This is a genomic window from Flexilinea flocculi (genome assembly GCF_001192795.1).
GTDB lineage: Bacteria > Chloroflexota > Anaerolineae > Anaerolineales > Anaerolineaceae > Flexilinea > Flexilinea flocculi.
Genome location: NZ_DF968181.1, coordinates 481,093 through 501,169 on the forward strand (window position 1 = coordinate 481,093; position 20,077 = coordinate 501,169).

General features: G+C 42.4%; 16 protein-coding genes and 1 other RNA gene. 5 read left to right on the plus strand and 12 right to left on the minus strand.

The window, feature by feature from the left end; all coding sequences use genetic code 11:
- Positions 1-3 precede the first annotated feature (3 nt).
- Complete coding sequence (locus ATC1_RS06995) at positions 4-1,266, plus strand: HEAT repeat domain-containing protein (protein ID WP_062279669.1); 1,263 nt, start codon at positions 4-6, stop codon at positions 1,264-1,266.
- A gap of 9 nt (positions 1,267-1,275) precedes the next feature.
- Here the strand turns inward: ATC1_RS06995 and uvrB are convergent, their stop codons facing one another.
- The 3 genes from uvrB to ATC1_RS07010 form a co-directional block, all read right to left on the minus strand.
- Positions 1,276-3,336 (minus strand): excinuclease ABC subunit UvrB, encoded by a 2,061-nt coding sequence (gene uvrB, locus ATC1_RS07000; protein ID WP_062279671.1) that lies wholly within the window; start codon positions 3,334-3,336, stop codon positions 1,276-1,278.
- Positions 3,337-3,758: 422 nt separating this feature from the next.
- Complete coding sequence (dinB, locus tag ATC1_RS07005) at positions 3,759-4,952, minus strand: DNA polymerase IV (protein ID WP_062279673.1); 1,194 nt, start codon at positions 4,950-4,952, stop codon at positions 3,759-3,761.
- Between the two features lie 180 nt (positions 4,953-5,132).
- Positions 5,133-5,639, minus strand: coding sequence for a flavin reductase (locus ATC1_RS07010; protein ID WP_062279675.1), 507 nt, complete (start codon positions 5,637-5,639; stop codon positions 5,133-5,135).
- A 527-nt stretch (positions 5,640-6,166) separates the two neighbouring features.
- On the opposite strand from ATC1_RS07010, the gene ATC1_RS07015 reads away from it, so the two are divergent.
- Positions 6,167-8,524: a cellulase family glycosylhydrolase gene (locus ATC1_RS07015; protein ID WP_062279677.1), complete on the plus strand. Its 2,358-nt coding sequence runs from the start codon at positions 6,167-6,169 to the stop codon at positions 8,522-8,524.
- A 42-nt stretch (positions 8,525-8,566) separates the two neighbouring features.
- On the opposite strand, the gene ATC1_RS07020 is transcribed toward ATC1_RS07015, so the two are convergent.
- From ATC1_RS07020 to ATC1_RS07030, 3 genes are read right to left on the minus strand one after another with little or no spacing between them, the layout of a single operon-like run.
- Positions 8,567-8,881: a CC/Se motif family (seleno)protein gene (locus ATC1_RS07020; protein ID WP_062279678.1), complete on the minus strand. Its 315-nt coding sequence runs from the start codon at positions 8,879-8,881 to the stop codon at positions 8,567-8,569.
- Positions 8,882-8,911: 30 nt separating this feature from the next.
- Entirely contained in the window at positions 8,912-9,715 is an 804-nt protein-coding gene (locus tag ATC1_RS07025; protein ID WP_062279680.1) for a ZIP family metal transporter, read from the minus strand.
- 57 nt (positions 9,716-9,772) lie between these two features.
- Positions 9,773-11,014 (minus strand): class I SAM-dependent RNA methyltransferase, encoded by a 1,242-nt coding sequence (locus tag ATC1_RS07030; RefSeq protein ID WP_062279682.1) that lies wholly within the window; start codon positions 11,012-11,014, stop codon positions 9,773-9,775.
- Between the two features lie 281 nt (positions 11,015-11,295).
- Between ATC1_RS07030 and ATC1_RS07035 the strand changes: the two genes are divergently transcribed.
- Positions 11,296-12,288, plus strand: coding sequence for a C39 family peptidase (locus ATC1_RS07035; protein ID WP_062279684.1), 993 nt, complete (start codon positions 11,296-11,298; stop codon positions 12,286-12,288).
- 73 nt (positions 12,289-12,361) lie between these two features.
- Here ATC1_RS07035 and ATC1_RS07040 read toward each other — a convergent pair whose 3' ends face one another.
- The 6 genes from ATC1_RS07040 to ATC1_RS07065 form a co-directional block, all read right to left on the minus strand.
- Positions 12,362-13,855 carry a C39 family peptidase gene (locus ATC1_RS07040; RefSeq protein WP_062279686.1) on the minus strand — a complete coding sequence of 498 codons (1,494 nt, stop codon included), beginning with the start codon at positions 13,853-13,855 and terminating at the stop codon, positions 12,362-12,364.
- Positions 13,856-14,113: 258 nt separating this feature from the next.
- Positions 14,114-14,650 (minus strand): NBR1-Ig-like domain-containing protein, encoded by a 537-nt coding sequence (locus tag ATC1_RS07045; RefSeq protein WP_062279688.1) that lies wholly within the window; start codon positions 14,648-14,650, stop codon positions 14,114-14,116.
- A 287-nt stretch (positions 14,651-14,937) separates the two neighbouring features.
- Positions 14,938-15,963 (minus strand): recombinase RecA, encoded by a 1,026-nt coding sequence (gene recA, locus ATC1_RS07050; RefSeq protein ID WP_062283996.1) that lies wholly within the window; start codon positions 15,961-15,963, stop codon positions 14,938-14,940.
- 383 nt (positions 15,964-16,346) lie between these two features.
- Positions 16,347-17,540, minus strand: coding sequence for an acetate/propionate family kinase (locus tag ATC1_RS07055; RefSeq protein ID WP_062279690.1), 1,194 nt, complete (start codon positions 17,538-17,540; stop codon positions 16,347-16,349).
- Positions 17,541-17,910: 370 nt separating this feature from the next.
- Complete coding sequence (locus ATC1_RS07060) at positions 17,911-18,315, minus strand: hypothetical protein (RefSeq protein WP_062279692.1); 405 nt, start codon at positions 18,313-18,315, stop codon at positions 17,911-17,913.
- Complete coding sequence (locus ATC1_RS07065) at positions 18,312-18,518, minus strand: helix-turn-helix transcriptional regulator (RefSeq protein WP_062279694.1); 207 nt, start codon at positions 18,516-18,518, stop codon at positions 18,312-18,314. Before ATC1_RS07065 ends, ATC1_RS07060 begins: the two co-directional genes overlap by 4 nt.
- A 261-nt stretch (positions 18,519-18,779) precedes the next feature.
- On the opposite strand from ATC1_RS07065, the gene ATC1_RS07070 reads away from it, so the two are divergent.
- A complete protein-coding gene (locus tag ATC1_RS07070; protein ID WP_062279696.1) occupies positions 18,780-19,271 on the plus strand; it encodes a GNAT family N-acetyltransferase in 492 nt (163 codons plus the stop codon).
- A 317-nt stretch (positions 19,272-19,588) separates the two neighbouring features.
- Positions 19,589-19,983, plus strand: an RNA gene (gene rnpB, locus ATC1_RS07075) — RNase P RNA component class A.
- The last annotated feature ends 94 nt before the right edge of the window (positions 19,984-20,077 follow it).

Sequence of the window (20,077 nt, forward strand, 5' to 3'; positions counted from 1 at the left end):
TGAATGAAGACGAACCAGCGAAACAAGAAAAAAGAAAGACCGGTTGCTGAAATTATTGCAGCGCTTCCAAACGGTATTCAAGCGCTTCAAAAGGAAGACCTCTACAGTTTTTCAGATTTAAGTGATGATCATCTGAACAATCTGAAAGCAATCTGGCCTGGGGTATCCAATGAAACAAAAAATTCTCTCTATGAAGGATTGTATCTTTTATACAATGAGGATATGTTGGTTGATTTTTCCGTGATGGGCGAATTTGGACTGAATGATACAGATGCGATTGTGCGCCGATATTCATTGGGATTGATGGTCGAATGCCGCAGATCGTCATTTGTAAAGAAGGTGCTCGACCTCGCACGTAATGATCCGGACACGGATGTCCGACAATCTGCAATTGAGATTCTGGGTCAGTTTATCATCGATATAGAGACGAAGAGTATTTCTGGAAAAGAGGGCAAAAATATTCTCGCTGAATTGGAAGCCTTGAATCAGGATCCGGATGAGAAAATCCGCCTGCATGCGATGGAATCTTTAGCTTATATGGATCATCCGCTGGTAGCCGATCTGATCAAATCTGCCCTGTTAAGCACAAAAGAGGAGAATGTCATTGCAGGTTTAAGAGCAGTGCAGCATTCCCTTAATAGAAAATGGGCTGACAGAATCGTTGATTTAATTGACCATCCTGATCCGGATATCCAAGCGGAAGCGATAAAAGCTGCAGGATTAATTCAATCCCGTAAAACGATCAAACCGATTCTGAACTTACTGACAAATTTTGACGAACTTGATAACGATGTGTTAGATGCGGCAATCTTAGCAATATCTTTGATCGGCGGCCCGCATGTTCGCGAAATCATCGAAGAGCTGGAAGAAGTGTTTGCGGATGAAACTGACATGGCAGACCTCTTTGATGAGGCTAAAGACAATCTTGATCTGAATGATTTTATTCAAAAAAAATCCGAAGATCCAGAATTTAAAGCTTTTATGGAACCCAAAGATATTGAAACCGATTCTGAGGAAAATGATGAATTAAGTGAGGAAGACTACTTACAATTAATCCGTCAGCATATTGAAAACCTGCCGCTTCACACGGATTCTGAGGAAGAAGAAGATTTCGCACCTAAGATACATCTGCATGATGAAAATGACCACGATCTGGATTGGTCGCGTTTTCGAATTATCGAAGACTTGTCAAAGGAATCCGAACAGATCGACGAGGAAGAGGATTGGGAGGATGATGAATCGGATGAGGAATCCCAGGATTTCTGAAAACTCGGTTTATTCTGATTCCAACTCAATTTCACCTGCCAGGAGTTTTGCTCGCTTCCAGGGGGTCGCATTGGACAAATCCGCCAGCAATCCTCTCAATTCATAAACCTGATCACGTAACTGAGCCGCCTTCTCAAATTCGAGATTTTTGGCGGCTTCTTTCATTTCTCTTTCCATTTCCGCAAGCGTATGTTTCAATTCATTTTTCGGCAGGCTTTTTCGTACCGATTGATAATCGGCTTTGTCCTCAGCGATTGCGCTGGACATCGTCAATCGGGCTGAAATATCATAGATTCCTTTGATGATACTCATCGGTTGAATCTGATGTTTTTCATTATACGCCTGCTGTTTTTTCCGTCTGCGATTTGTTTCATCGATTGCAAAGCGCATCGAATCGGTCATCTTATCAGCGTACATGATGACTTTTCCATCGACATTCCTTGCGGCGCGTCCGATGGTTTGAATCAGTGACACACCTGAACGTAAAAATCCCTCTTTATCTGCATCCAGAATGGCGACCAGCGAGACTTCCGGCAGATCGAGCCCTTCTCGCAGCAAGTTGATACCGACAATTACATCGTAAACACCCGTTCGCATATCCCGAAGAATAGCGATTCTTTCTAATGTATCCACTTCGGAGTGCAGGTAGTGCACTTTTATCTCATTATCCTTCAGATATTCCGAAAGATCTTCTGCCATTCGTTTGGTCAGTGTCGTGACGAGAACACGCTGGTTTACCGCAACACGTTTGCGAATCTCTGCTATCAGATCGTCTATCTGCCCTTGTATCGGACGGACTTCCACTTCCGGATCCAGTAAACCGGTCGGGCGGATGATCTGTTCCGCAGTGTGCTGCGAATGTTCCAATTCATAAGGTCCCGGTGTCGCGCTGGTAAAGATGGTATACCCCATCACTTTCTCAAACTCTTCAAAGGTCAGCGGACGATTATCCAGAGCCGACGGCAGTCGAAAACCATATTCGGAAAGAATGCTTTTTCGACTCTGATCCCCGCGGTACATCCCTCTAATTTGCGGGATGGTCATATGCGATTCATCGATAAACAAGAGATAATTGGAGGGCAGATAATCCATCAATGTCCAGGGGTGGCTGCCTGCCGGACGTTGATCCATATGGCGGGAATAATTCTCGATTCCGGAACAATATCCTGTCTCTTTGATCATTTCAATGTCGAATCTTGTGCGTTGATCAATCCGCTGTGCTTCCACAAACCGTTCGTTCTCTTTAAAGAACCGAATTCTCTCTTCTAATTCCGATTCGATATCCAGAATTGCCTGTTTCAATCGGGTTTCTTCCGCAATATAATGTTTTGCCGGGAAAATTGCAACTTCGTCCAATACCGAGACCAATTCCCCGGTCAACGGATTGATTTCCGTGATCTTCTCGATTTCATCATCCCAGAAAGATATCCGATAGGCAACATGATCCTCATAGGCAGGGAAAATTTCCAGCGTGTCTCCTCGGACACGAAAGGTTCCGGAATGAAAGTCCATTTCACTGCGCTGATATTGACTTTCAATCAGCTTGCGCAGCAGAGCGTTTCTGCGAAAGATCGTTCCTCGTGTCAGGTTAATGACCGTTTTACTGTAGGTTTCCGGGTCACCGAGACCGTAAATGCAAGAAACGGAAGCGACAATGATCACATCCGGACGAGAGGATAATGCTGCAGTTGCTGCCAGCCGTAAACGGTCAATTTCTTCATTCGTATCGGTTTCTTTTTCGATGTAGAGATCATGTCTCGGAACGTATGCTTCAGGTTGATAATAATCATAGTAGGAGACAAAATACTCCACAGCATTATTGGGAAAGAATTCTTTGAATTCGGCATAAAGCTGGGCAGCCAGCGTTTTATTATGTGCCATGACCACAGCAGGCATCTGGAGTTGTTGAATTATGTTTGCCATGGTGAAAGTTTTCCCGGTACCGGTTGCACCTAACAAAACCTGATGGCGCAATCCTTTTTGAACTCCTTCCACCAGTTCAGCAATAGCTTCCGGCTGGTCACCCATCGGATGATACGGTGCAACTAATTCGAATTTTTTGGATATCATTTTGCATCTCCCGGACTGTCAATTATAACGCACAGGATTTTCCCAACGATTTTTATGCAGAAATTTCAGCGATTCGAAATTTGGAAAAGCCTTTTGATAAAAAAGAGAAGACTTGTTGTTGTGTTGTTTTTGCGCTCTGCGCAAAAACAACACAACAACAAATAATCCCTCTCATAATTCGAATCGCTGAGTAATTTCTGCAATTCAAAATTTGGATTGACTTTTCGAATAAAGAAAGAGAGTATGTTGTTCTTATGGTTTTGCGCGAAGCGCAAAACCATAAGAACAACAAAGAATTCTTTTCATATTTCGAATTACTGCGTAATTTCAGCAATTCGAAACATGGATCGATCTGTCATTGCGAGAAGGGCGTCAGCCCGACGTGGCAATCTTTTTCTCATGTGGCAGGAGAATGCTTCGCCCTACAAGGATTCCTTCTCCAGATCAATCCCGCGTTTGAGGCTTTTTTTTCCGTATTTATTCCGGATCTGATCGATTGCCTGCAGCAACCGATCCTCTTTTTCAGAGGAAGGCTGAAAAAAAGATAATTGTTCTGCTTCGTCCTCGATTCCAGATACTGCCAGACCGATCAGACGAACCGGCCGCGGATCATGAGTCCAGATCTCTGAAAACAATTTTTGAGCCAGTTCATTGATCACTGAATCCTGACAAACTTTTTGCCCTACCTTAACCTGGCGCGAAATCGTCACAAAATTCTCCCATCGAACCTTCAAGCGAACCGTATCTCCGCGCAGATTCATTTGGCGCAGCCGGAATCCGACCTGTTCGGATTGCTGTAAAATCTTTTTTCGCAGCGCTGCCTCATCCGTCATGTCATGAAAAAAGGTAGTCTCCTGACTGACCGATTTTGCCGGAGCAGGATCCGGATTCACCGGGCTGGTATCTATTCCATTCGCTCGTTCATGGATTTCAACGGCATTTTTGCCAAAGATTTTTTTCAGTTGATCCACCGGCCAGGCAGCCAATTGTCCAATGCGGTAAATGCCGCGGTTCTGCAGCAATTGTTCCGTTTTGTCTCCGATTCCCCACAATTCTCCAACCGGCAACGGTGACAGAAATTCAGCTTCTTTGCCATTTTCAATGCAATGGATGGAATTCGGATACGTTCCTTTTTTTGCCTGCTTTTTCCCCACTGTGTTGGCAACTTTGGCAACCAGTTTGTTCGAAGCAGCGCCAAAGGAGCAGGGCAGCGATGTTTTCGCATGGATCTCCGATTGAATCGCCAGCGCGATCAGCCGACTTTCGTCAGGAATGTCAGATACATCTAAAAATGCCTCATCAACGGAAACCTGTTCCATGAGGGGAGTCCAATTGCGCAGAACAGCCATGACTGCTTCTGATTTCTCCTGATAGAAGTGAAATCCGCTGTGAACAATCACCAGACTGGGGCAGATACGGATTGCCTGGGTCATCGGCATGGCAGAATGAATCCCCAATTTTCGTGCCGGATAGGAACAGGAAGAGACAACGCTGCGATGGCCTGGTTCGCCGCCTACAGCAAAAGCTTTCCCTTTTAATGCCGGATTCAGTTGTTCCTCCACGGCACAAAAGAAAGCATCCAAATCAACATGCAAAATTTTTCGCGGAAGTCCCATATGTTCTATTATAACAAAAATTAGAACATTATCACAGCTTCCCCGGCAATTTGAAATAAAGACTTTTTATTCAAATCACTCAAAAAAAACTTGTTGTCCCGTCATTATTGCGCTCTGTACAAAAACAACGGGACAACTATGAATCCTTTTTTTATTTTAAATTGCTGATCATGCAATAGTTCAGACCGCCTGGAGAACCTGCATCACTTCTCCCACATACATGCGATGATAATCTTCTTCGGGATAACTCAACGCAATTTTATCGTCCAGGAAAAGGGATTTGTCGAAATCCTGATAATAGAGTTTCCTGCAGATCATGACGAGCCTGGCTTCCTGAATATACGGGGTTTCCATATCTCCAAAACTGACCGAAAGCCCGCAGGCTTGCAGTTTATCCATATCCCGGCCGCTTTTTGTCCCGCAGAGCGCTTTTTGTTCTTTCCATTCATCTCCCAGCACCGATACGGAAAATGAATTATGCCGATCCATGAATGCTTTGGTATAGCGGGAAGGGCGGACATAGACGGTACAAACCGGCCATCGCCAGAGGTACCCCAATCCGCCCCATCCGATGGTCATCGTATTGTATGCGCTGCGGTTGCCCGCAGTCAGCAAAGGGGTCTCTTTTGAAAAAATTTGAAAAACCTCCAAAGACACATGCTTGATATCTGTCGGTTGCAGAACCATTTTTTTCAGCTCCTCTCGTTATTTTTGATGAATATATTTTTCAGAATTTTCTTTTTCCGTTCAGCTAATCTTAATCTTAATCGAAAAACGTCAGACAGAATACAGTCATCCAGTAATTCGAAATATCGAATTGTTATTCGAATCAATCGGGAAAAAATAATTGTAGTGATGCTTTTGCGTGAAGAGGAGAAATATCACTACAACAAAACCTCCCTATATTTCGAACTGCTGAAAGTCATCATCAAGTAATTCGAATTGCTGGTTATCTTCCCAAATGATTATCCATTTGAAAAGTTGACATAATATGGATTAAAAAAATTGCAAAGTATGTTTTAAATACTCAATAATAAATATTATAAGAAATCGATAAACTTTATTAACATGTGCATTGAGATAATTCTAAATATACATGTATAATCGATAAAATAAAGCAAGTGATAAATTATTTATTTCTTGTCGCATAAAATTATGAAGGATTCGATTCGTTATAAAAAAGAACATAAGAATATCTTTATTTGGAGTCAATTATGAAAATTATGAAATTCCTTCAATTGTTTCCCATCTTTTTGATGTTTTCTATGTTGTCATGTGCCTCTGCAAAAAATACTAAAGATAGTTTTGAACTGGGTTCAACAACAGCTCCAAAAAATACTATAAATGGTTTTGGAATGGGTTCAGCAACAGCATATCGAAATGGTTATTCATACGAAATGGATGAAGCTTATAAAACACTAAATGAAGTTGGTGTTTCCTTCATCCGAGAAGAAATCACTGTTAAAGAAATAAGCGATCTTAGTGATCAAAGAAAGATGATCGAAGCAGCAAAAGAAAATAATTTGACAATTGTTGGTTTGCTGACTTACGGTTTTGATTTTTACAGTGATGATAATGATTTTTTTGAAAGATGGGATTATGCAATTGATAAAATCGTTAAGGAATTAGGTTACGGAATTGATTACTGGGAAATTGGCAATGAGATGAATTGTATTAAATTTTGGAGAAAAGTTCGGCCGGGAACACTATCAGTTGAAATTAACATTTATGCCGAGATGCTTAATCGAGCCTATAAAATTATCAAAAAATACAATCCGAATGACACCGTCATTTTGGGAGGTTTAATTGCTTCCGCAGATTTTGAAAATGGTTATGATCCGACAAGTTTTTTACGCAATGCAAGAAAATATTGGGACAAACCGCCATTTGATGCAGTTGGGTTGCATACTTATTGGGGATCCGCTTTTCCGGAAACTGATATACAGAATTTTATTGAAGAAAAGATTGTCACAGGAAATATGGCTGATTATATCGAGTCTTTTAATAAAGCGATCCAAGAAATCTTTCGGAAAGAATATCCAATCTGGATTACTGAAGTTGGCTATAAAAATGAAGAGTTAAGTTCGCTGAATCAATCCTATGATAATTATGATGAGAATGGGCTTCAGGCAATTGGACTGATTCGCACCTATACAATCCTATTGTCAACACAACCAGTTGAAAAAGTATTTTGGTATACATATTCTCCAGATAATGAAGACGTTTATGTAATTAATAAAACCAGTCTCAATGTACTTAAAAATTTATCCAGTGCAATAACCAATACTAAACCTCTCGGGAGATTTCCAGTAATTGATGCTCTTGGGAGAGAGATAAAAGAATTGTATGATTACCGTTTTTTACGCGATGATGGACAGACAATATCCATTTTTTGGTCGAATGATAGCACCGAGCCTTTTGTTCAGGCTACGATAAATCACCTTTCGTCGAACTCGGTAAATCTTTTCGATATCGAAAAGGGAATAGAATCAAAAGGGACGATTCTCCAAGATGCAGAAATAAAATTTCGTATTCTTAATGCTCCTGCTTTTCTACTTGGTAAGATGAATGACAGCACTCGAATAGTTGTAGACAATGAAACGGGTATCCGACCTTTAATTTATACGAAAGAAGGAAATATTTATTCCTATGATCCTGAAAATGATATCATCCAGGCTCTTACCGATAATGGTGATCTTTCCTGGGAAAACTCGTATTATAATCCCTTGCTTTCCACTGATTCACAATTTGTCGCAGTAGAAACAAGAAGTTCATTCATAATCCTTGACCTTCAAGGAAATGTCCTTGAATCGTGGGAAAAGACTTCCAAACCGGATATCATGGCTGATACGCTTGTGGGTTGGGATTTTCAGAATAACTTGTATTTTACAAGAACAATCGGCGATTGCATCATAACGGACAATAAAATTATTGGTCCAGATCATGTGGAACTGATACGTTTTAATCCACAAACAGAAGATTCGGAAACGATAACAGATCTTGCGAGATTAGATGATGCCAGTCATGCATACAGTATTGGACATAAAATAAGTTTTGATGGAAAATACCTCGCAATGATCAATGGAGCTTGTTCTGTCGGTTTATCTGACAAACTATATTATATGAATATCGAATCAGGAAAAGTCATTCAAGATACCGATTATCTTCGTGTGGATCCATATAACGATGATCAGTTTCCCGTTCAGGAAGATGATAATTATATTGTTCTGGACAAGAACCTTTCCCCAGACCATAATTACATCGCATATATCCGTATGGAAAAAATTAATAATGAAGCATCCGATTCAGAAGATGGGTATTTCAGTGTTCCTGAGGAAACGAGCACATCCGAACTGATTATTACTTCAACAAAAAATTCACAAGACAAAATAGTTATTGATGATGCTGATTCTGTAATCGGGTGGTCATCAGATCAGTCTAAACTTGCCTATATAGAAAAAGACTCACTTGGCGAATTATATCCTCATGCAACATTAAAAATTCTCGATTTGACAGAAAGCAAAATAATCACTGTTGATAATGGACAAGGAATAGATTCAACTGGTTGGTAATACTGCTAATCTGAATCTAAGAGAGGTTGGCGAATTGTTTGATCATCCCAACTTGATTTCTTCGCTCTGAAAGACGCCTTCGATTTTGAGTGATTTCAATCCAAGAACGGAGCTCAGCTCGATGCGGAAATTTCGGTTTTGCGGGAACTTGATCTTATCCGAGTAATAGACCGCAATGCCATCCACGTTTTCTATCCTGTAATTCGCTTTTTCGGAGGGTTCCCCTGTCTGTACCTTCATATAATTCATGTTCGTGCAACTGCAGGCATGTGTCTGAATCACCTGACGTTCCAGGACAATTGCGGAACAACCTTTTTTTGCCAGCCAATCTTTGGCATCGGGGGAGATAATGAACATGGAGCTATCCTTTCTACATAAAAAATGGATTTAGCTGAATGCGATATCCAACAGCATCATTAAAGCAAAACCAACCATCAGTGCCAGTGTGGGCAAATCGGATTCTTCTGATTCGGCTTCCGGTATCAATTCTTCCGAAGTAACGAAGATCATCGCACCGGCTGCAAAAGACAATGCGTAGGGTAGCAGCGGTTGGATGAAATAGACAGCGGCGGCACCAATGACAGCGCTGACGGGCTCGACCAGTCCTGAAAACTGTCCCCAGAAGAAACTTTTCCATCGGGATAAGCCCTCTCCCCGCAGCGGTGCGGAGACCGCCAATCCTTCCGGAAAATTCTGGATACCGATTCCGATGGCAATGGAGAAAGCGGCGGCGATATATGAAATATCGTTGTGAACTGCAGCCGCACCGAACGCTACTCCAACCGCCAGACCTTCCGGAATATTATGCAGCGTAATTGCCAAAACCAGCAGCAAACTGCGGCTCAAATTGGATTTTGAGCCTTCTGCATCTGCTGTATTCATGTGCAGATGAGGCATGAATTTATCCACAGCCCATAAGAAACCACCGCCCAACAAGAAACCCGTCACAGCGGGAAACCAGGTCGGTACACCGGTTCCTTCCGTCGCTTCAATCGCAGGCAGCAATAGGGAGAAAAAACTTGCGGCAATCATCACACCGGCGGCAAACCCAAGCGCCAGGTTCAGCGTTTTTTTGGAGATCTGTTTGGAGGTGAATACGATCGCTGCTCCCAGAGCAGTCATAGCCCATGTGAAAGTTGTCGCGATCAATGCCTGTATTACGGGGGAAAACTGTGAAAAAAAGTGTATCATGCCGATTCTCCTTAATTAGATATTTTTATCCGTAGCAACGACTTTCCGCTTATCTTGTCATTTTTTCAAAACGCAAAGTGCAGATACCTTTGCAGTATTCGGTTCATTGTCAAAAGGAATGATCTGCTGGATTGTATAACCATAAAGCTGAAAACGGGCAAGATCTCTTGCGATCATTGCCGGATCATGCCCGATATAGAAAACCGTATCCGCCTTGCACCGATCAATTTCTGAGATGGCTTCTTTTGTTAAACCGGAAGATCCCGTTTCGCAGATGACAATTTTCACTTTGTCCTTCAATCCTGGAATGATCTCTTCAGGTTTCCCGAGATACAAATCGACATTGTCAAAAGCATCCAGATTGAGGACAAAATCTTCCGCATTGGCTTCATTTTCATCCTGCGCCATGACTTTACGGCAGCGGCTTGCAAACCACTTGCTCCAGAACCCGGTTCCACAGTTCAGGTTCAATACATTGTATACATCATTGGCAGGAATCCAGGCGGACAATGCAGCACACAATGGTTCCATGATGTCAGGATTTGAGCAGAAAGGCGCATCGTCCGATGCGGCAACCGAAATTCCGGCGATCGTCTGTTGGAGCGTGCTGTCACCGGCGATTACGTAGGAATTTGCAGGACTTGAATAAACGATCGAGACTGGAATATCGACTTCCACCTCGTTTTCCGGTTTTTCCATTTCGCCGCGTAAAATCAATTGGATTTCCCCCTCATCGCCTTCCCGAATTTCGGCTTCAGCGATTCCGGTCTCCCGATCAAAGGATAAGACCGGGATGAATTGATTGATGTTTTCCGTGCAGACCGGACAGGTTCTAATCGACAGCCATTCTTTTTCATCCAATGTCGGCAGACACAGACTCCCGTCTTCACCAACAAAGAAGCGGATGCTTTTACGGTAATGCGATGAGTGGGGAGAAGGAATGATCGGCTGCAGAAATTCCCCTGAATTTTCAATTTTCCCGATCCGCAGTAACTGGTCGGATAGTATTTTCATTTTTTCTGCTAATTGTTCGGTGTAATCTAAAAACTGCAGCTGACATCCGGAACACATGCCGAATAACGGGCAGAACGGAGCGATGCGTCTGGTTGATGGTTCGAGAATATCGATCAGCTCTCCGGTCACGAATCTGCTGTCCGTTTTAAAATAACGGATCAAGGCAAGTTCGTCAGGGAGAATTCCTTTTACAAAAATCACTCTTCCATCTGCCAGTCTTCCCAGGGCGGCTCCGCCGTTTGACAGCGTTGTAAAATGTACTTTTTCCATGATAGAATCTGCCATGACCGTGTTTCTCCAATTATCTGTAAATTTGTCAACGCTGAATCCGAAACCAGTCATTGGAAATGTGGACTGATTATCCGAATCAATCGGGAATAATTCGTTGCAGTGATATTTTTGTTCTTAGCGAAAAAATATCACTGCAACAAAAAAACTTTCCCATATTTCGAATAGCTGAATGACAGCGCTGTTTCGAAATTCGTTGTATTCTGCTGTAAAATGGCCGCTGTAATTTATCCATAAGAATAATTACAGAGGAATTTAGGAAAATTATAATTGTTATTATGATGAGATTCCAAAAGAATGCTGCGATTCGAAATTTAGGAGAGATTATTTATTATCCTTTTTTCAAAAAGCTATCCCTGATTTCGAAATACTGGAAAGCAGCGCTGTTTCTTGTACTGATATGGCCATGTATCCTGTCCTGTTCGGTTCAACCCGACAGTCTAAAAAAGCAGCCGGAAAGACAAAATCAGACCTTAATCAGCAGTCTGATTGAAACACAAATTGAAGCGATCGATCAGACGGTTACAGCCGTGCAGTTTATGACTGCAACAGTTGCTCTGTCACCTGTTGCGACAAATACTCCTTCGATCACAAATACCGCGTCATTAATACCCGATACGCCGACACCTTCGCTCGTTCCGAGAACTGCTACTCCGACTCTTTCATCCGCCTATTTTCACGGTTCATATACTTATGATCTGCCCCTCATCACACAATCTGATTTGAAATTTCGGGGCTCCCCGACAAAGCTCGGCTGCACAGCAGCATCTGTGGAAATGATCCTGGATTTCTGGAATACCTATCAGAATGAGTATCCGACAATCAGCGCACAGACCTTGATCAACTTGAACACGGCGCAGGGAACGTTTCACGCGAAAACCGGATTATCCATCGAAAATGTAGAAGATGAGCTGAAAAATAACCATTATTATTTGGGCATTCAACGGAACAGCACGAAGGAAGATTTGCTGGACGCTTTAGTGCGATACGGGCCGCTTGCAGTGCTGACAAAAACCGAATGGACTCCTTTTGGAGCGAACCATCTGGTTGTATTGAAAGAATATGATGCCGAGAACGATACTGTTACCTTTCTTGATCCCTGGTATGAATGGCCTGTCACCTGGGATTGGGAAGCGTTTGACGGCATCTGGAGCTTGAACTATTCCGAAGAAGAGAATGGTTATCTGACACGAACCTTCTTTTTTATTGTCCCTCTAAAAGAAATTCGTCCGGGAAATGATCTGTTTCTCCCTGATACGGATCATCTCTGACGGTTATCCTGAACACTACAACAAGTTTTCTCTTTTTTTCTCAATAGACTTCATCAAATTTCGAATTGCTGGTTTATCGAACGATGATTACCCTGTTTTCAAGCGTCTGCCAGGAAAGCAGGAACGTATTGATATTTCTGGTATATTTTTGTCCGCCATCTTGAATGGTTACATTCATTTCGTCATACCCGATTACCACAACAGTGTGCTGATAGGGGACTACTTTCGTTGTATTGCCGTTTGATGGGGTATAGGATACCGGAGTACCTGCTTCTGTATTTCCTGCCACCCATGCCATGACCGGTCTGCCGGAAGCAATTTCTTTCCGCAGTTGTTCCCAGGTGTAATTTTTATATCCGACGGCGGGTAATCCATATTGCTGGAGCAACTCAGCCACCGGACCTTGATAGACGCCATAAGAAGCAGGAGGTATTCTTCCCCTCGGATCCCAATAGTTGCCGACAAATCCCTCGTTGGGATCATCCGATTTGGGCAGACGGCTCAGGAAATCCATCGGATCAATCGTAATTCCATAAAATGCCGCGAGGTCAACGGCAGATCGTGTTTCACAATCTAATGTATAGCTCTGCGGATATCCGACAAAACCGGTGACTGAAGCGCTTGCTGGAACCATGCCTTCATAGGAGGAGAAATCACCAAAGTCGGACACTGGCTGGCTGGCGTTATCAAACGAAGTATCTCCGGCGTTCTCTTCCGAATACCAGAACCAGTTTGAATAGTCTTCATCGAATGTTTCATCCGACCAGGAAAAATCCGGCGTTACTTCTGGCACAATTCCAAAATCACTCTTTCCCAATTCAGAATTCCAACCTTGTGGATCAGGTATGTTCTTATCTGCCTGCCACCAGTCATCCAGCGAATCATTCCACCAGTCCCGATTTTGAGCCGCAGGTTCAATCGATGCGGATGCAATCTCAGTGAAATTGTCGATTACCAGGCTTCGATAACCCAGTACCGACCAGGATGATTCAAATTCTGCAATCGGACGGTTGTATTTCTGTCCATTATCCCAGATGGTTATATTCTGACCGTCATATCCGACAACCGTAACGGTATTCATATATTGAGCCACTATGGTGGTCTTTCCACTGGAGGGTGTATATGAAATCGCATTTCCGGACTGGGTTTGACCGATTACCCAGCACATCACTGGAATTCCGGATCGCAGATAATTCTTCAGACCATCCATGCCTAATGATGCGAGACCAATTGCCGGTATTCCCTGCGCTTGCAATACTTCAGCCAGCGGTTCCTGATAAACGCCATAAGAATTTGGCGGAAGCGATGGAGCATCATCATAATATCCCACGAATCCGGTGTTGGGATCGTCTGTTAACGGCAATGCATTGAGGATACTCATCGGTTCGATGGCATAACCGTAGAAACTCGCCAGGTCGCTCGCTGTCTGCGCTTCACTGTCCAGTTGATAAGTCCGTGCATGGCTGACAAATCCGTCTATCATGTACGATTCCGGTGTCTGTCCCCCAACATGAATCGGATATAAAAACAGAATGAATAAAGCACACACATAGCAAATTTTTTTCATTTCCGAAATTCCTGTCTTTAAAAAAATTCAGCGGTATATAAGAAATGCGTATAACCGGCCTTCTCGCAGCAATAGAAAATGCAGATCAGCTTTCTGAATCAAGAGAGAAATTTGTCGCTATAGCGTTTTATGCGAATTGCAATGCTGCCATAACAATATATTTCTCTTTTTATTCGAAAAGTTAATCGATATTTGGAATTGCCGGGGGTTGATCCCAAACGATTCATCCAGTGGAAAACGCAATCTTCGGCTGACGATTTACTCATCTGTTTTTTCATTGGCAACAAGAATGTCAATAAAGAAATCTTGCCCGAACGATTTCCCCTGCGCATTGTATGCCTGCCATTGGCTGTAATAACTTCCCGGTTCATCCGGAGCGATGAAAGTAATCTCAATTTCGCCTTCTTCACCGGGTTTAAGTAGTTTTAACTTTTGTTTTGTCTCGGCACCCATGCTGTTGCCGCTCAGCATCCGAATGGAATAGCGGGAAATCCATTCGCAAGTACCTGAATTTTTCACTTTCCATTTCTTTACAATTTCCTCCCCCGGCTGGAACACTGTGCCATCTGGCACTGTGACATCTTCCACAAAGTCAAGATTATCCTCACAGGGTCCGCGAGGATCTTCGGTGGGACGAAATGGATCGATTGTTGCTGTTTTAATTGCAGTAGCAACCAGCGTCGGGGGAATAAATTCACTGCTGGTGACGTCTTTGCTTTGCGACCGCATGCAGGATGAAATGAATAATACAGCAAGGATCATGAGAATGCAGATAGAAAATCGTCGTTTCATCATCAGAGAGCCTTCTTTCGTTGATCATGCAAGTTTTATACCATCTTTTTCTCTACAAAAATTCCTGCAGCGTTTCCGATTATGATATCAATCTGATTCATAATCTGTTTTATTGCCGTAATTCGAAACATTGACTGGTTATTCGAGCGATCGTGAAAAACTGGATGAAGTGATGTATTGCGTTCCGCGAAATACATCTCTACATCCAGTAATCATTTCGATATTTCGAATTGCTGCGGCTATCCTCGTGAATCTATTTTGCTTGTGTGAAGACTGATTACAGTCCGGATTCAGGATTCTTGATCATCCTCTGAATCTGAATCCGATGTAAACGACATAATTGGTATATCGCCTACCTTAGCTGCATTTCGAATTTCAGTTTCAATTTCCGATGCCAATTCCGGATTAGCCCGCAAAAAATCTTTTGAATTTTCACGTCCCTGTCCGAGCCGCATATCTTTATACGAGTAGAAAGCGCCTCGTTTTGTGACAATTTCTAACTGGGCTGCCAAATCCAGGATATCTCCTGCTTTTGAAATGCCTTCGTTATACATGATATCGAATTCAGCAGTAGCAAACGGAGGCGCTACTTTATTTTTCACCACACGAACGCGAACACGCCCTCCGACGATCTCAGCTCCAGATTTAATGGAATTTATTCTGCGGATATCCAGGCGGACGGATGCATAGAACTTCATTGCCAGACCCCCTGGTGTGGTTTCAGGATTTCCAAACATGATGCCGATTTTCTGTCGCAATTGATTCGTGAAAATCACGGCTGTTTTCGTCTGGTTGATTGCGCCGGATAATTTTCGCAACGCCTGAGACATGAGACGCGCCTGCATGCCCATCGATGAGTCACCCATATCGCCTTCAATTTCAGAGCGTGGAACCAGCGCGGCGACTGAATCGATCACCACTACATCCACAGCGCCAGATCGAACGAGCGTTTCACAAATTTCAAGCGCTTGTTCGCCTGTATCCGGTTGCGAGACATATAAGTTGTTAATATTCACGCCCAATTTCGCAGCATATACGGGATCCAGCGCATGTTCCATGTCGATAAATGCGGCTGTCCCTCCCATCTTTTGTGCTTCCGCAATAATATGCAGACAAAGCGTCGTTTTTCCGGAAGATTCCGGTCCATAGATTTCTGTGATCCGTGCCCGCGGAATGCCGCCGACACCCAGCGCCAGATCCAACGATAATGAGCCGGTAGGTATCACTTCCACCTGCATGTGTTTTGCTTCTCCCAAACGCATGATTGATCCTTCACCATATCGTTTGGATATATCGGTCAATGCCTTATCTAACATTGCCCGTCTTGCGTCAGGGTCAATCTCTCCGGATCCGGAAACTGAATTAAATTGATCAGCAGATTTCTTAGCCATTCGTCCTCCATCAAATTCTCTTTGAATAATTATAGTACATTTGTTCAATGAACGTCAAGCTGTGCAGAACCAGGACAGCAATTTGAAATATCGACTTGTGATTTTAATTAATCGGGAAAAATCTGTTATTATGTTGTTTTTCGGGGCGAAAAAACAGCACAATAACAAGTAATCCCTCTCTTATTTCAAATGGTTGAACCCAGACAATAACTTGATATATGGATTCTTTTCATATTTCAAGTTAATAAAGGGAAAATCAGTCTGGTACGAATCACAAGAAATACGATTATGCTGAAAACTCGCTTTTGTTATCCGATGATCGCTCTCACTTCGTTCAGGATGACTATCTCTTCATCGGTAGGAATAACCCAGATTTGAGTTTTTGAGCCTTCCTGACTGATGCAGGAGGGTTTAGAACCAGTTGCCTGTCTGTTCAGTTCCTGATCCAGTTTCACACCCAGAAGATCTTTGCCTCCAAACAATTTTTCGCGTAATTTCCAGCTGGTTTCTCCGATATCATCGGTAAACACAATAGCATCTGCCCCATTTAATAGCCAATAAAAGGCGCCCATATACTCCATTAACCGTTGTGCGTAAACGTCAAATGCAATCTGACAAGATACATTTCCGCTTTCTGCCGCATCAATGATTTCTGCAAGGTTTGAAGAAAACCCGGATAAACCAATTAAACCCGACTCTCGATTCAATATTCGGCTGACTTCATCGGCAGAATAACCGGATCGGACTAAATCCAGTATGATTTCCGGATCCAAATCACCGCTTCGCGAGGACATGACCAGCCCGGCAAGCGGAGAATACCCCATTGAGGTATCAATCGATTTTCCATCTCGAACGGCAGTGATACTCGATCCGCCGGAACCTAAGTGGCATAAGATGAATTTCGAATTTTGCAGTGGCTTTCCGATCAGTTGCGCAGTTTTCGTTGAGACATACTGATAGGACAATCCATGGAATCCGTATTTGCGAAAGCCAAATTTTTCTGCAATGGAACCTGGAATAGCATAACGTGCGGAAGATTCCGGCATTTGCGAATGAAATGCCGTATCAAAAACAGCATATTGCGGTATCGATGGCAGTAGTTGTTCGCATACTTCGATCACGCTGAATGAATTCGGATTATGGATCGGAGCCAATGGGAGGCATTGAATCAGCAGATTTCGTGTGTTAGTATCAATCCTGGTTGTCTGTTGAAACAACTTTCCTCCATGCACAAATCGGTGTCCGATGGCATCCGGTTGGATCCCCTTTGCATTAAGAATTCCGATGATCTCCTGTGCCGCTAGTCTGTGTGAAGACAAATCGCAAAATTTCTGTTCTGTTTTGTCATTCATATTCCAAAAAAGGTAAGGTTGTGACTGTGTCCTGGCTGCAACATTTTTTGCCTTTCCAGAAATTACAACTTTTTCTGCATGATTTTGATCTACTTCGTAGACCTTAAAGCCCTGCGATGAGCTTCCGCAATTAAATACAAGAATATTCATTGATAATATTACCTCTTATTATAATCATAATAGATTGCAATTTGATAATTCAAAATATGCCGAGGATGGATTATCAGTGTGATGTTTTTATGCTTTGCGTATAAACATCACACCGACAAGTTATCTCCATTGATTTAAAAGGGCAATCTTATATTTCGAATTGCTGCTGCCAAATAATCTTAATCTCAATTCATGTGTTTTTCAACAATTGATTAGCAGTCTAAAATATGGATTGATTTTTCGATTCACGCAAAAAAACATCGTTCTTATAGCTTTGCGCTTTACGCAAAATCATAAGAACGACAAAGAATCCTTTTCATTTTTCGAATTACTGACAACTTATCCGGTAATTCGTAATATTGAAAAAAATTTAGTATTTTTTCTTCAACACAAACCACAATACCCAATAGAGGAAAACTTGGAAACAGACGACCATTCCCAGCAGCGTTGACCATTCGAGTTTGTGCATAATTCTTGCAGCAATCACACCGATACTCAGCGCTACGATTGAATAAGTAAATGCGGAAGATCGCGCCTTTTCCGACAACCATTGATTCCGTTCATCGTGGTTCTGAATATTCATTTTTTCCGCATAATCGCTGTCCTTTTTATAGCGGTTTATTTGGAATAATCGCAAGATACTGATAGCAAACAATGCAGAACCCATGCCCGACCAAAAAGAATCCACTCTGCCGGTTCCTGCAAGAAAAAACAGGACTGCTCCTATTACCAAAAATAGAATATAAATAATAAGACGATTATTTGTTTTTGTCATTTTTTTTCATCTTCCTGAAAAATAAATACGTCTTCAATAGTCTTTCCGAACAGGTGTGAAATCTGCCATGCAAGCCGTATTGAAGGATTGTAACGACCAGTCTCCAGTGAGATAATTGTCTGGCGGGAAACGGATAATCTTTCCGCAAGCATTTGTTGCGTAAGGCCATGTTCCTGCCGCAGTTGAGAAATTTTGTTTTCCATTTTCTCACTCCATTCACAATAAAGTAAAGCGCGCTTTACTTGTTATTATAATCAAAAGGGATAAAATGTCAAGCTGGCTTTACATATTGAGGGCGATTTTCTGAAAATCGGTTATGAATACTATACCCGTTAAGCATCAACCCTTTATCATCCAATCTCAGACAAACCCGTGAAATCATCCTTAACAATAAAAATCTGCAAATTCTTGCCTTTGAATATTGCATTCAAGAATTCAGAAAGCAAATTAACAGGAGAAATTAAATGCTCGAGACCGAGAGACTCTTAATTATTCCATTGAGCGCCCGACAATTGCGACTGTGGATAGAGAACATTTCCGCATTGGAAAACGAACTGCATTGCAGCTACCAGGCAGAACCGATGACCGGATCATTTTTGGAGATTGTAAAACAGCAAGTGCCGATTACTGAAGCGGATGAACCTTATTATTTGTTTCATACTTTCTGGTTTCTGATTCGAAAAATGGATCGAACGGTGATTGGTTCAGCTGATTTTAAAAATAAACCCGATGAAAAAGGCGAAGTGGAAATCGGATATGGCCTTGGAAGTAATTTTCTGCATCTGGGATATATGACGGAAGCGATTCAGGCAATGTGCCGATGGGCTCTCCATCAGAATGGAATCGCTCATGTAATAGCAGAAACAGGATTGGATCATACGGCTTCTCAAAATGTGCTGACTCGCTGCGGTTTTAAACGGTATCAACAAGGTGAAACGCTTTGGTGGAAATTATGAATCATCCCTTTTCTGGGGGTAAAACTTGTTATGGATAGTTAGTAATTCGAAATACGGATTGACTTTTCGATTCAATCAAGAAAATTTGTTGTTGTTCTTATGGCTTTGAGCTTTGCTCAAAGCCATAAGAACAACAACAAATTTTTTCATATTTCGAACAGCAGATGAAAGAAATTACACATCCGAAAATGAAAATTGAATTCTATTTTCATAGGAATTACTGTCACAACAACAATTATTCCTTTCTTCCTTTCCATATTTGGAATTGCTGTCACAAAACTGGACGGACGTGAAAAAGCATATTATGATTAATAAGTCAGGTTAATCAGATGATCGCGGTGTGGCGTGTTCGCACCGAGGAAAGTCCGCACTCCTTAGAGCAAGATGCCGGATAACGTCCGGGGCGGGGAAACTTGCCGGAAAAGGGCCACAGAAAATAGACCGCCTCATGAAAATGAAGTAAGGGTGAAAAGGTGGTGTAAGAGACTACCGGCGTTAGTGGTAACACTGCGGCCGGGTAACCCCCATCTGGAGCAAGGCCAAGCAGAAGCAAAGCATATCGCGCATATGCGGGGATCTGCTCGATCCCCTCGAAGCTTCGGGTAGGCTGCTAGAGTCGTATGGTAACATGCGTCCCAGAGAGATGGTCATCTAAGCGGGAGATCTCGAGGTCTCCTCTGAACAGAATGCGGCTTATAGATTAACCTGATTTTTTTATCTTTTTTCAGAAGGCTTTTTATAATTTCAAATTGCTGATATTTCGAATTATTGGATATAAAAATCTTGTTTTTATAAAAGATTTTCCT

Excerpts from the sequence above, each read along its gene's own strand:
- ATC1_RS06995 (WP_062279669.1), top strand. The coding sequence starts at position 4 with ATGAAGACGAACCAGCGAAACAAGAAAAAAGAAAGACCGGTTGCTGAA.
- uvrB (WP_062279671.1), bottom strand. The coding sequence starts at position 3,336 with ATGATATCCAAAAAATTCGAATTAGTTGCACCGTATCATCCGATGGGT.
- dinB (WP_062279673.1), bottom strand. The coding sequence starts at position 4,952 with ATGGGACTTCCGCGAAAAATTTTGCATGTTGATTTGGATGCTTTCTTT.
- ATC1_RS07010 (WP_062279675.1), bottom strand. The coding sequence starts at position 5,639 with ATGGTTCTGCAACCGACAGATATCAAGCATGTGTCTTTGGAGGTTTTT.
- ATC1_RS07015 (WP_062279677.1), top strand. The coding sequence starts at position 6,167 with ATGAAAATTATGAAATTCCTTCAATTGTTTCCCATCTTTTTGATGTTT.
- ATC1_RS07020 (WP_062279678.1), bottom strand. The coding sequence starts at position 8,881 with ATGTTCATTATCTCCCCCGATGCCAAAGATTGGCTGGCAAAAAAAGGT.
- ATC1_RS07025 (WP_062279680.1), bottom strand. The coding sequence starts at position 9,715 with ATGATACACTTTTTTTCACAGTTTTCCCCCGTAATACAGGCATTGATC.
- ATC1_RS07030 (WP_062279682.1), bottom strand. The coding sequence starts at position 11,014 with ATGGCAGATTCTATCATGGAAAAAGTACATTTTACAACGCTGTCAAAC.
- ATC1_RS07035 (WP_062279684.1), top strand. The coding sequence starts at position 11,296 with ATGATGAGATTCCAAAAGAATGCTGCGATTCGAAATTTAGGAGAGATT.
- ATC1_RS07040 (WP_062279686.1), bottom strand. The coding sequence starts at position 13,855 with ATGAAAAAAATTTGCTATGTGTGTGCTTTATTCATTCTGTTTTTATAT.
- ATC1_RS07045 (WP_062279688.1), bottom strand. The coding sequence starts at position 14,650 with ATGATGAAACGACGATTTTCTATCTGCATTCTCATGATCCTTGCTGTA.
- recA (WP_062283996.1), bottom strand. The coding sequence starts at position 15,963 with ATGTTAGATAAGGCATTGACCGATATATCCAAACGATATGGTGAAGGA.
- ATC1_RS07055 (WP_062279690.1), bottom strand. The coding sequence starts at position 17,540 with ATGAATATTCTTGTATTTAATTGCGGAAGCTCATCGCAGGGCTTTAAG.
- ATC1_RS07060 (WP_062279692.1), bottom strand. The coding sequence starts at position 18,315 with ATGACAAAAACAAATAATCGTCTTATTATTTATATTCTATTTTTGGTA.
- ATC1_RS07065 (WP_062279694.1), bottom strand. The coding sequence starts at position 18,518 with ATGGAAAACAAAATTTCTCAACTGCGGCAGGAACATGGCCTTACGCAA.
- ATC1_RS07070 (WP_062279696.1), top strand. The coding sequence starts at position 18,780 with ATGCTCGAGACCGAGAGACTCTTAATTATTCCATTGAGCGCCCGACAA.